Here is a 13,066-nt window from a genome sequence, read left to right as displayed (position 1 = left end):
AACTAATATAATCATTATAAAAATACTCTACAACATTCTCTAATTTACTAAAATCATTATGTTCTAAATCATATTTTAAAGTTAAATCATGAAAAAGCTTCTTCCTTCCTAAGGCATTATAAAAATATTGATACACCGAAAAATTAAATTGTTCAGAGTCATTTTCAATATCTATAAAATTTTCAGTTATTTTACCTGATTTAACTCCTGGTAAATAATAATTAAAACCAAGATACATTGTATGATAAAAACTTTTATAAGACTTAGATAAATCAGTATATAATGAAAAATTATGCGAATTTCTAAATAAATGTTCTTTATTTTTTAAATCAGTATTAGAATAATCAACAAAATTTGCATAAAATCTTTCTGCAAATGAGAAATTTAAAAAGTCATTTAAAAAGCTAGTATGATACAACAATGGTATATCAAAATTTAGCGTTTTTGCATAAATTCCTGTTTGTCTATAATATCTATGAAAAGAAGTATCAATGCTATATTGTATATAATTATTAAAAAGACCATTTAAGTATCTATGATATTGCATTGAAGGATATTCTTGCAAAGTGCTTTTATTATTAATCTTTGAAGTATCTATATAGTATTTTGCATAAAGACCATAATAATTTTCATCATCAGATAAAAAGTAATTTAATCTAGAGGTTACAAGCGATGCTTCTGTTTTTACATTAGAAATCAAATTAGTATAATCAACATCATTTAAATAAGTACCATCAACCCACAACCCCTCTTGGTATGAACCTTCTAATAAACTTTTAAATAATTCATCACTAGAATACTTAATCTCAAATCCATAATGATCTTTATTTTTTAATTTTTCTTTCTTTTTATAACTTGATTTTTCTCCAAAAATACCAGCACTAATTTCACCTTGTGAATTTAAAGAATCTACAAATCTTAATGTTGAATAAATTCCATAACCTCTTTTAGTCCTAATTTGAGGCTCAAATTGCAAATCAGCATTATCATCAACAACGTAATATATAGGCTGATTATAATACAAACCATCATTTTGCTTTATTACAAATTGTGGGACAAGTAAGCCACTTTTTCTCTTAGTATCTACACTAAAACCAAAATAAGGTAAATACATAATGGGAACATCTTTAACATACAATCTCGCATTATAAAGATGTAAAAAATTACTTTCTTTATTAAGCTTTCCTTCTTCAAAACGAATTTCCCAATCAGGATTTTCCACATTACAACTAGAAACAACGGATTTTTCAGTTATAAAAAATTTATCATCAAATTTGGCTTGATAGCATTGTAACCAAATTTCTAAATCATTATTTGAAAAAAATAAATTTTTAAAGCTTACAATATTGTTTTGAATATTTATCTTGGTATAACTTGAGTGTGTTCTTTCTTTTTGGCCTCTTAAGATATTTACGTCTCCAAAAAGTTCTAAATCTTTAGTGTGTTCATTAAATTTTGCCTCATTGGCAGTAATTAAATAAAAATCAGATATCACAACTACATTATTTTTAGCTTCTATACTATCAGAATTTTTCACAACATCTAAGGCATAAATATCAATTTTTGCAGCATATAAACTTCCGATACAAACAAGCGATAAAAATATTTTACGCAAGATCAATCACCACCGTTTTAGCTACATAATCATGCCAAGTTTTTAAAACAACATTACTCAAAGCCCAGGCAAAACCTATTCCATATAACATATCACTAAATTGTCTAAAAACCGATCTTAAAGCACTTTGAAATAAATTTGGTTTATCTAATAAATTTTGATCTATAATCATAATTTTTAGGCACATCTTTCCTAAAGTTGCTCCATAAAGATAAGAAAAAAGCGTGTGATAGCAAAATTGTAAAAGTAAAATTCCACCTGTAAATCGTATTAAGACACTGCGAATTTCATCGTAAGATTGCATAGAATAAATTTTATCAAATAAAATAATGCTAACTATAAAAAAAATAACAATATTATCTATAATATACGCTAAAAATCTTTTTTTAAAACTTGCTATTTTAATATTTTCTTTTTCCAGTTTATCAAATAATTTTTGATTGTTCATCTAAGAACCTGAAAAGCAATATCTTTTCTATATTGCTTACCTTCAAAATGAACATTATTGCAAAGATTATATGCATTTTGTTGGGCCTCTTTTATATTTTTTCCAACACCAACACAAACGAGCACTCTTCCTCCATTAGCATATAGTTTATCATCTTCTAAACTAACTCCAGCATAAGATATGTGAGAATTTTTTGGGATATTATCAATGGTAATTAAAGCTTTAGGGCTATCTTTATAAGGATAATTCTTGCTAGCACAAACTACGCCCACAGCACATTCATTCGTAATTTTAATATTAACATTTGCTAAATTTTTATTTGCACACGCTAAGAACATTTCCAAAGGATTCTCAATCAAAGGCATTAAAACTTCACATTCTGGATCTCCAAAACGAACATTATATTCTAAGACATATGGCTTATTATTTACCACCATCAACCCTATAAATAAAACTCCAGAAAATTCACTTCCTTCTAATTTCATTCCTTTTAATGTTGGTTTAATTATATCCTTTTTTACTTGCTTTAATAAATTATCATCTGCCAAAGAACTTGGTGCATAAGCCCCCATTCCTCCAGTGTTTGGACCTTTATCATCATCTAAAAGTCTTTTATGATCTTGAGCAGCTGGTAACAAAACAAAATTATCTCCATCGCAAAGTGCAAAAACACTTAATTCAAACCCATTTAAATATTCTTCTATGACGACTATTTTACCAGCATTACCAAAGCTCTCTCCGCTTAACATTTTCTGCGTAATATTCAAGGCTTCATCATGACTTTGAGCAATGATAACACCTTTTCCAGCACATAATCCATCAGCTTTTACAACTATAGGTGGAGTCAAACTTAAAATAAATTTTTTAGCTTTTTCAAAATCACTTGTATTTAAAAACTTAGCTGTTTTTATCTTATGCCTTTTTAAGAAACTTTTCATATATGATTTTGAAGCCTCAAGCATAGCTGCTGCCTTAGTTGGACCAAAAATAGCAATATTATTTTCTTTAAAAAGATCCACTATACCATCAGCTAAAAAATTTTCACTTCCCACGATACATAAATCAATTTCAGAAGCTTTTGCATAAGCAGTGATAACTTTAGAATCTTTCATATTAAGATTTGTTCCCATCTTAGCAGTAGCACCATTGCCAGGCACAAAATAAAACTCTATTTTATCATCTACCTTTTTAAGAGCCAATGCAATAGAATATTCTCTAGCACCACTCCCTAAAATTAAAATTTTCATCATTTTCCTTAAACATTATCAAAACCCAAATGGCCGTAACATAAGTATGTGACCCTAAAAAGTCAACAATGTTGCTGGGTAATTTTTAAAGGCTGCAGCTTCTCACTTTTTTTCAAAGCTCAAACAAAGTCACAGAACACGGTAAATCACACACCACAACTAAGAATTAATGCGTTGGATCCTCTTAATGTAAATCGAACCATTCAGGCAAAAAGATTATAACCAACAAATCCTAAAAACACACTTTATAAAATTTTAAATTTGGTTTTAGAATCTTTTTTTAAAAAATACTTTCCCTCTAAAATTACATCAGCTACTGGAGCCCATAAAGTTTTTTCATCTACATAGACAATATCAAATTCTATATTTTTCATCAATCCTTGATAATTTACCTTCTTAGGTGCGTGTTTTACAATATAATAAGGATTCATAGAAAAAATTTGTATTTTCATATTTGTATAAGTCTCATGATTTGTAGTAACTATTAAAAAATTTTTTTCACATTCTTTTCTAACTTTTTTTACATAAGAAAGAAGTAGTTGATCGCTTGAATTTAATGTATATTTATTTAATCTATCTAAATAAAGCTCTGCAAAAGATAAAGTACAAAAAGAAATTTCGGTTGCATTTTTAAAATACGAATTTTTGATACTAGTTGATTTTAAAGATTTTTTCCATATTTCCATATCTTGCCTAGTGGCACAAATATTTAAACCTTGTTTAATTTTATCAAAAAGTTTCTCCCTTGCCATATTAAAGCTATTTGTAAAAATAGATAAATTTTTTTCATAAAATTCCTTTTTTATTTTTTCTAATTTTGCAATACTTTCACTAAAATAATTTAATTCATCATTAATTTCTATTAGTTTTTGTTTTTTAGAATGCAATATTTCCTCAGCTTCTTGACGTTTTTTTCCATTTTCTATCTCTAATCTTGATTGCTTTAATTTTATTTCACTTGCTAAAGTATTACTTTGTCTTTCCAAAGCCAACTTTCTGTTTTTTCTATTTTCAAGAGATGCTAAAAGTGCTTGATAATGACACTGATGTGCTAGAAATACTTCATTATACAAGTGTTCCATATTAATATGCTTTTGCTTATCTTTCATATCCATATAAGCCATTTCAAGGTGCATAATAATATTTTTCATAGCTGAAAAATCTGCTTGATTAATTGTATTATCAGAAAAAAGTAAAGTATCTAAAGCCTTATATAAAAAGCGTTTAAGAACAAAAAAATCAATAGTATATGGTGCTTCATCTATTTTAATATCTTTAACTGCATTAATAGACAAAGCCTCGTTGCAAAAATACTTTTGAATAGTTTGTGGAATTGTTTTATTTAAAGGAATTTTTTCAAATTGATCATAATCTGTTTGTCTATATAATTCTTGAACATAAGCATCACGTCTAGCTAACCTTAAATCCTCTAATTCATTATCGCTATTAGTTTTCCAAAAATCCCTCTCTTTAATAAAATCATTTTCTTCAAATTCTTGAAACTTTGAAGGACGTAAATCCGTAATATGCTTTCCATCAGATCTAAATTCAACAAGCATTCCTACCGTAGGCATACTTCTTTTATCGTGCCATACGTGCTTATTAAATTCAAAAAAAGTTTTTGCAAGATTTATAACCGTTCCTCTACCAGTACCATCAACATAAATCATTATTTTACCATGCACACAAAAACCTTTAAAAACATAATTAAATACTCTCCTTTATTTTTATAAATTTATAGCAATCATCATTTCACTTAAAGTAAGATATGAAGCAAAAATTAATATTAAATTTTTAGTTTTATTCCCATTCTATGGTTGCAGGTGGCTTGCTTGATATGTCATAAACTACTCGATTGATTCCATTAACCTCATTAATAATACGACGTGAAATATTTTCCAATAATTCATAAGGTAAGTGAGAGAAAGTCGCTGTCATACCATCACTTGCATTAACCACACGCACACAAATAGTATTATCATAAGTCCTATTATCCCCCATAACACCAACGCTTTTCACATTTAAAAGCACACAAAATGCTTGCCAAGTTTTGTCATACCAACCACTACTTTTAAGCTCTTCAATTAAAATCACATCAGCACGCCTTAAAAGCTCTAAATCAAATTCATTAACTTCACCCATAATACGTATAGCTAATCCTGGCCCAGGAAAAGGATGACGATACACTATATCTTTGTTTAAGCCAAGCTCTATTCCTAAAGCTCTCACCTCATCTTTAAAAATTTCTTTTAAAGGTTCAATTAATTTTAAATTCATTTTCTCTGGTAATCCACCGACATTATGGTGTGATTTTATGGTTTTACTAGCACCTATCACTGAACTTTCTATAATATCAGTATATAAAGTTCCCTGTGCAAGATACTTTATATCTTTATGTTTTTTTGATTCTTCTTCAAAAACTTCTATAAAAGTATTGCCTATTATTTTTCTCTTTTTTTCTGGATCTTTAACTCCTTTTAAACGGCTTAAAAATATTTCCTTTGCATCAATACTTATTAAATTAATTCCCAAGATATGCTTAAACATATACTCTACTTGCTCTTTTTCGCCTTTTCTTAAGAGTCCATTATCCACAAAAACAACTACCACTTGATCTTTTATAGCACTAGCAAGCAAGGCAGCAACCACACTACTATCAACGCCACCACTTACAGCACATAATACTTTATCATTGCCAACTTCTTTTCTAATTTTTTGCGCTTGAGTTTTAGCAAAGGATCCCATATTCCACACACTATCACAATTGCAAATGTATTTAGCAAAATTTTTTAATATATTTTTTCCAAATTCACTATGTTGAACTTCAGGATGAAATTGCAAAGCATAAAATTTACGTTTTTCATCTCCGAATACACAAAAAGGACTGCTTTCGCTAGTTGCAATTACTTCAAAATCTTGTGGTAAATTCTCAACTTTATCAGAATGACTCATCCAAACTATCTGTCTTTTAGGTAAATTTTTAAATAAAATACTATCATTTTGCACATCAATAGTAGCTTTTCCATATTCTTTATGCCCTGCAGGTGCAACATCAGCATTAAAATGATGTGCCATTAATTGCATTCCATAACAAATTCCTAAAATAGGCAAATTTAATTTAAAAATATCTTTATCACAAAAATAAGCATCATTAGAATAAACACTAGCAGGACCTCCACTAAGTATAAGTCCCTTTGGATTTTTTGCTTTAATCTCTTCTATGCTAACATTAAAAGGTAAAATTTCAGAATACACCCCTTGTTCTCTAAGTCTTCTTGCGATCAATTGAGTATATTGAGAGCCAAAATCTAAAACTAAAATGTCTGCTTTTTTCATTACTATCCTTTATAAATTTAACATTTGAAATTGTATATACCAAATAACAATAGATATAATATATCCTGTCAATATAGTCCATATATATTTTAAATGAGCATTAAAAGTATAAATTCCTTTCATTTTACCCATCACTCCCACTCCAGCTGCTGATCCAAAACTAATCAACGAACCGCCAATGCCAGCTGTTAATGTAACTAAAAGCCATTGAGTATGATCCATACTTGGATTTGCTTTTAAAACAGCACTCATCACAGGAACATTATCTACTATAGCAGATAAAATTCCAACTCCTACATTTACACTTGTTGTCCCTAAAATAGTATATAAATTTGAAGCATAAGCTAGCCAACCTACAAAATGCAAAGCACCAACTGCTGATAAAATACCAAAGAAAAATAACAAAGTATCCATCTCAATACATGTCATATAATAAAATACATTTAATTTTTTATTTTCTTTCTTTCTATTAAGTAAGCATATATATAAACTCAACAATGAAAGGCCAAAAATCATACCCCACATAGCCGGTAAATCACAAACACTATGAACAAATACAGCCGATGCGATAGTAAAAAGTCCTAAGAATATAAAAACCTTACCGCCTTTTTTTATCTTAACTTCTTCTAGATGTTTTTTAGTAAAATCTGGCTTAACATTTGGCACGTAATACGACAATAAATAAGCAGTAACTAGCCATCCAACAAAAGATGCCGGAAAAAGTGCAAAAAATTCTAAAAAATCTGCTTTCTTTGCAGTCCATACCATTAAAGTAGTAATATCTCCAAATGGAGACCATGCACCTCCAGCATTTGCAGCTACTACTATATTGATAGCCCCTGGAATCAAAAAGTCTCTTTTATCTTTATCAATTGTCAAAAGCACCGTAGATAAAATCAAAGCTGTAGTAAGATTATCAGCTATTGGTGAAATAAAAAATGCTAAAATCCCAGTAAGCCAAAATAATTTTCTATAAGTGTATCCTTTGCTAATAAGTTTGTATTTTAAGGTTTCAAACACCGATCTTTCAATCAAAGCTTCTATAAAAGTCATAGCAGCAATTAAAAAAAATACAATTTGTGCAATTTCTAAGATTAAATGATTAACGCTTTCTTCTAAAATTTGCATATCAAAATTATTTATTGCCAAATAAATACCAATTACTATGAAAGAAAAAGTCCCCACAAACAATGCTGGTTTAGTTTTATTAAGATGATATTTTTCTTCCATTGCTATAAAATAATAACCTAAAATAAAAATAATTAAAATACTAATACCCAATCCACTAAATGCTAAATTTAATTCACTAGAACTAGCAAACAATAAAGTAAATCCGCAACAAAGTAAAAATAAAATTTTATTCATATCTCATTTTCCATTGCTTGAAATTTCTTTATTTTAATCGTGCTTTGATTATCATCTTTAACTTCATAAAATGGAGCATCTTTATAACCACACGCACTTAAAAATATTATTAATAAAAAAAATGATAAACTTATAAAATGGAATATGAAATTAAAACGAGCAATTTTATTATCAATAAACTTATTCAATCTAAACATTATAAACCTTTAAATACACTTTTTCAATGTAAAGAATTTTTCAATCTTTTAAGTGTTAATCATAGACAAATGATTAGTAAAATATTTGTCAAAAATAACGTATTGATAATTCTAGCAAAACATCACGTTGCTTACATAGAATTAAACCACGATAATACCAAAAAAACTATTAAAAATTTAATAAAAAACTATACTTTTGCTAAACCTACTAGTATTTTTGCCAATGTAAATACAATTAAAATCTTTAGTGATAGAAATTTTATTCAACAAAAAAAAGCTAAAACTATACAAAAAAAACATTTTATAGAACTTTCAAATGCAATATTTCACAACAATATAAACAATCCAATATTATATAAAAAATTTGAAGAATTAAGAGAAATTATTAAATATGCTAAAAAATGAAATTAAAACAATTCCAGCTTTGCCAGGAATTTATCAATATTTTGATCAAAATGGTAAGCTATTGTATGTTGGTAAAGCTAAAAATTTAAAAAATCGAGTAAGAAGCTATTTTAACTTTACGCCCACACTTTCACCAAATTTAAAAAATAACTTAAGAATTCAAAAAATGATTAGCGAAACTCACCATATTGAATTTATCACAACAAATAACGAAGCAGATGCTTTGATTTTAGAAAATTCTTTTATAAAACAACTTCATCCTAAATACAATATATTATTACGAGATGATAAAACCTATCCTTATATCTATATAGATTTAAATGATGATTTTCCAAGATTTGAGATTACTAGAAAAATTATAAAAAAAAATAAAATAAAATACTTTGGTCCTTTTTTTAAAGGCGCTAAGGAGCTTTTAAATACTTTATATCTAATTTTTCCCTTAAGACAAAAAAAATCATGTAAAAAAATTTGCTTATTTCACCAAATTAAAAGATGCAAGGCACCTTGTGAAAATAAAATAACTAAAGAAAACTATGCTAATATAGTGCAACAAGCCACACAAGCTCTTTTAAATTCTTCATTTTTGATAAAAAATTTAGAAAATAAAATGCTAAATTATGCACAAAGTGAAAATTATGAAGAAGCAGCTATTACACGCGATAGGATTAAGACTATACAAGATTTAAGTGTTAAAATTCATATTGACATTGCAAAATTAGAAAATTTTGATGTATTTGTATTCTTTGTAAAAAACAATATACTTTCTTTAGTGCGTTTTGTAATAAATAATGGCAAAATAATTAGTTCAAATCAAAAAATTATAACACTTAAAGATCAAAATGATTTAGATCTAAATGAAATTTACAAACAATATATTTTAGAAAATTTTATAGAAAATACCCCTATTAATTCCACTAAAATTTATGTAGATCAAGAATTTGAAGATCTAAAATTGTTAGAAAGCACTCTTTCTAAAAGATTTTCTAAAAAATTTTATATTAAAGTTCCAAAATTAGGAGAAAAAAGAAATATTTGTGATTTAGCTTTAGAAAATGCAAAAATAAATATAGAAAAATATCTACAAAATGAAGATTATATAATATTAAATGATATAAAAAAATATTTTCATTTACAAAATTATCCAAATAATATTGAAGTTTTTGATAATTCACATCATCAAGGCGATGCTAGTGTCGGAGCTATGATTGTATATAAAGATAATAAATTTGAAAAAAATTTATACAGACACTATCATTTATCGTATAAAAATGATTATGATCAAATGTTTCAAACCCTTAGCAAAAGAGCTTTATCTTTTAATAAAATTCCACCACCTGATCTTTGGCTTATAGATGGAGGTAGTGCATTATTAAAACTTGCCAATACTATAGTAAAAAGTTCAGGAGCTAATATAGATATCCTAGCTATATCAAAAGAAAAAATCGATTCTAAAACCCACAGAGCAAAAGGAAGTGCTAAAGATAAAATTTATACTGAAAATGAAATATTTATGCTTTCAAGCACAGATAAAAAATTACATTTTTTGCAAAAATTACGCGATGAGGCACATCGTTTTGCGATAAATTTTCATCAAAAAACAAAAAGAAAGCAAAATTTACACAATTCAAAATTATTGCAACTTGGAATTTCTCAAGGAAATATTAAAAAACTTTTAAATTATTATGGCAGTTTTGATAAAATTTCCCAAGGAAACTATGATGAAATAAAATCTATATGTAATGAAAAAATTGCAAAACTAATAAAACAAAACCTATAAATTTATCATCTTTAGGTATTAATATTTTGATAAATTTATGATATTTTAAGGTATTTTACTACACCTAAAAAATAAGAATTTTAATAATATAATTTAACGATAAAATATCACATAAATTTATAAGAATATTAGTCTAATTTAATTCTATGGTTGATAGCTTTATGTAATGATATAAAATCAACATTCTCCAAGCTCACCCCGCTTGGAATTCCTTGTGCAATATGTGTTAATTTTAAATTTAAATCTTTTAATTTTTCTTCTATGAAAAAAACTAAAGTATCAGAATTAATTCCCTGTGTAAAGGCAAAAAATAATTCACTGATATTATATTTTACAATCATAGATCTTAACCTAGCAATGCATTCCTCATCAGTATTTTCTAAAACAAAATAATAACCATCAAAACTACCGCTATCTTCTAATATCAAGATATCCTTTGGGCTTTGAACAATACAGATTATATCTTTATTTCTACTATCATCAGCACAAATATTACATACTTCATTTTCACTTAAAGCACCACAATATAGACATTTTCTAGTAATTCTAATTGATTCTTCAATATTATAAGCTAACTTAGAGCCAAGCAAGGGATCTTTAACACAAACATGATAAGCAAGACGCAATGCTGTCTTCTTTCCTATAGTCGGCAAGGAAGCAAAAGAGTTGATTAATTCATTAAATTTTTCAATTGTTTTCAATTGCCAAACCTTAAAAAATGAATTTTGAAATAATGATAACCATCTTCATAAGAATAACTCAAATTATACCCATGAATATTACAAATATTATTAATGATATAAAGTCCAAGTCCCATTCCCTCTGTTTGAGTATTCCCTTCTCTTGCAAAAGGCTTTAAATAGTATTCAAAAGTTTTTTTAAGCTTATTACCTTTATTGCGGACCATAATATAATCACTAGAACAAATCACTTCACAACTTTTATCATTAGAATATTTGATAGCATTATCAATAAGATTTTTAATTAATAAAGAAAATAACTCTAAATCAGCCACTATCATAGTGTCTTCTTCATATGTAATTTTAATCTTTTGATAAAAATCATCTCGCATAAGGTAATCTTGTGCTTGTTCTAAGATTAAACTAATATGATAAGTTTGCAAATTTAAATGACAATTTTTTGATAAAACTTTTTCTATTTTTCCAAATTCATCAATTAAAAGTTCAAGTCTTTCAAAAATATCTACCAAACGATCTTTTTGTTTTTGATTATCAATCATTTCACAAATAATCCTACCTTTGCCAATAGGAGTTTTTAATTCATGCATAATCATTCTTAAGAAAAATTGTCTTGATTTTACTAGCTCTTGAATTTTAGCTATTGCGTGATCAAATTCAAAAGAAATTTCAGAAATTTCATCATTTATCTGGGAATATTCTGATAAGGATTCTATTTTTCCAGAATTAATGCTTTTTATCTTATTTTTTAAAATTTTTAAAGGCTTAAGAGACCTTAAAACTGAAAAATACAAAAATATAATCAAAATAAGAATAAAAATAAAACTAAATAAAAATAAATACTCAAATCTAGCAGTTGCATCAAAATAATACAACTGCTTTTTTTGATCATATTCAACGTATAAATAAAACTGATCGTGATAAATGATAGATGAAAACTTTCCTCGATAAAATCTAATCTTAAATGCTTTTTCACCCTTAGCAATTATTTGCTTAACAATACGCTCGTTAGTAATTAAACAATAAGTTTTAGAAAGAAGATAATTATGTAATTCAAATTCCTTATCTTTTTCTAAATTGTAAATAATCTTCTTAATTATTTCTTTTTGCCTAATTCTTTCATCTGCAATATGAGAATCAACCTGAATTTTTTCTAATAAAGCAAATAAAACACAAACAAATAAAAAAGCTGCTGCAAAAAGAATAGTTATCTTAAGATTAATTTCTATTTTCATCCTATAAGCTTATATCCTATACCTCTAACTGAAAAAATATGCTTTGGAGATTTAGAATTATCACCAATTTTAGTTCTAAGTCTTCCTATAATAACATCTAAACTCTTAGAATCCTTATCTTTTAAACTTTTGCAATGATACACTAATTGCTCCCTACTCACCGAAAAGCCATGTTGTCTTATCATATAGCTTAAAATTTCGTATTCAGCAGGAGTTAATACTAAAACTTCATCATTGTAACTAATCTCATGTCTTTTTTCATCAATTTTAAACGCTGAATTAATAATTTTTTCTGGAATTTCATTGGTGCGTTTTGAACGACGAATCAAACTCATAATTCTTGCGTGCATTTCTTTAGGATCATAAGGCTTTGGTAAATAATCATCAGCACCAATTTGAAGACCTACTATTTTATCGCTCAAATCACTTCTTGCAGACGAAATAATAATAGGGATACTATATTTTTCTCTAATTTCTCGACAAACTTCAAGTCCATCAAGTCCTGGTAATGTCAAATCAAGTATTAAACAATCATAATTTTTTATACCAGCACTCATACCTAAATATGGATCTTCATAGTTAGTAACTTTGATGTTAAACTGAGCTAAATATTCTGCTAAAAATTCTGCAAAATCTGGATCATCTTCAATCATTAATACGTTAATCATTTTCATTCCTTTTGTTAAGTTTTAAAATCCTTAAAGCTTGACATTATAACATATAATATTAATATCGTTTAT

The 13,066-nt window shown here is 27.0% G+C and carries 12 protein-coding genes; 2 read left to right on the top strand and 10 right to left on the bottom strand.

Going from position 1 to position 13,066, the window contains the following annotated elements; genetic code table 11:
* The 7 genes from QZ429_RS03270 to QZ429_RS03240 form a co-directional block, all read right to left on the bottom strand.
* Nucleotides 1-1,615, bottom strand: a 1,615-nt coding sequence (locus QZ429_RS03270) for an LPS-assembly protein LptD (protein WP_291951024.1), incomplete at its 3' end; no start/stop codon positions are given.
* On the bottom strand, nt 1,608-2,063 hold the full coding sequence (locus QZ429_RS03265; protein ID WP_291951022.1) for an RDD family protein: 456 nt from the start codon (nt 2,061-2,063) through the stop codon (nt 1,608-1,610). The genes QZ429_RS03265 and QZ429_RS03270, both read right to left, overlap by 8 nt.
* Nucleotides 2,060-3,310 carry a phosphoribosylamine--glycine ligase gene (gene purD / locus QZ429_RS03260; RefSeq protein ID WP_291951018.1) on the bottom strand — a complete coding sequence of 417 codons (1,251 nt, stop codon included), beginning with the start codon at nt 3,308-3,310 and terminating at the stop codon, nt 2,060-2,062. The genes QZ429_RS03265 and purD overlap by 4 nt, the downstream gene beginning before the upstream one ends.
* Nucleotides 3,311-3,555: 245 nt before the next feature.
* Nucleotides 3,556-4,995: a hypothetical protein gene (locus QZ429_RS03255; protein ID WP_291951015.1), complete on the bottom strand. Its 1,440-nt coding sequence runs from the start codon at nt 4,993-4,995 to the stop codon at nt 3,556-3,558.
* Between the two features lie 115 nt (nt 4,996-5,110).
* Nucleotides 5,111-6,646, bottom strand: coding sequence for a glutamine-hydrolyzing GMP synthase (gene guaA, locus QZ429_RS03250; RefSeq protein ID WP_291951012.1), 1,536 nt, complete (start codon nt 6,644-6,646; stop codon nt 5,111-5,113).
* A 9-nt stretch (nt 6,647-6,655) separates the two neighbouring features.
* Complete coding sequence (nhaD, locus tag QZ429_RS03245) at nt 6,656-8,011, bottom strand: sodium:proton antiporter NhaD (protein ID WP_291951009.1); 1,356 nt, start codon at nt 8,009-8,011, stop codon at nt 6,656-6,658.
* Complete coding sequence (locus QZ429_RS03240) at nt 8,008-8,208, bottom strand: hypothetical protein (protein WP_291951007.1); 201 nt, start codon at nt 8,206-8,208, stop codon at nt 8,008-8,010. Before QZ429_RS03240 ends, nhaD begins: the two co-directional genes overlap by 4 nt.
* 69 nt (nt 8,209-8,277) lie before the next feature.
* Here QZ429_RS03240 and QZ429_RS03235 point away from each other — a divergent pair, with 69 nt between their 5' ends.
* Nucleotides 8,278-8,613: a hypothetical protein gene (locus tag QZ429_RS03235; RefSeq protein WP_291951004.1), complete on the top strand. Its 336-nt coding sequence runs from the start codon at nt 8,278-8,280 to the stop codon at nt 8,611-8,613.
* On the top strand, nt 8,600-10,393 hold the full coding sequence (uvrC, locus tag QZ429_RS03230) for an excinuclease ABC subunit UvrC (protein WP_291951001.1): 1,794 nt from the start codon (nt 8,600-8,602) through the stop codon (nt 10,391-10,393). The genes QZ429_RS03235 and uvrC overlap by 14 nt, the downstream gene beginning before the upstream one ends.
* 128 nt (nt 10,394-10,521) lie before the next feature.
* Here uvrC and recR read toward each other — a convergent pair whose 3' ends face one another.
* From recR to QZ429_RS03215, 3 genes are read right to left on the bottom strand one after another with little or no spacing between them, the layout of a single operon-like run.
* Nucleotides 10,522-11,094, bottom strand: coding sequence for a recombination mediator RecR (gene recR / locus QZ429_RS03225; RefSeq protein WP_291950999.1), 573 nt, complete (start codon nt 11,092-11,094; stop codon nt 10,522-10,524).
* On the bottom strand, nt 11,091-12,326 hold the full coding sequence (locus QZ429_RS03220) for an ArsS family sensor histidine kinase (RefSeq protein WP_291950997.1): 1,236 nt from the start codon (nt 12,324-12,326) through the stop codon (nt 11,091-11,093). Before QZ429_RS03220 ends, recR begins: the two co-directional genes overlap by 4 nt.
* On the bottom strand, nt 12,323-12,994 hold the full coding sequence (locus QZ429_RS03215) for a response regulator transcription factor (RefSeq protein ID WP_291950994.1): 672 nt from the start codon (nt 12,992-12,994) through the stop codon (nt 12,323-12,325). The genes QZ429_RS03220 and QZ429_RS03215 overlap by 4 nt, the downstream gene beginning before the upstream one ends.
* Nucleotides 12,995-13,066 lie beyond the last annotated feature (72 nt).

Source organism: Campylobacter sp. (genome assembly GCF_020024835.1).
Lineage (GTDB): Bacteria > Campylobacterota > Campylobacteria > Campylobacterales > Campylobacteraceae > Campylobacter_D.
Note: the sequence above shows the minus strand (reverse complement) of the source record. Positions and strands in the feature narration are given on the sequence as shown.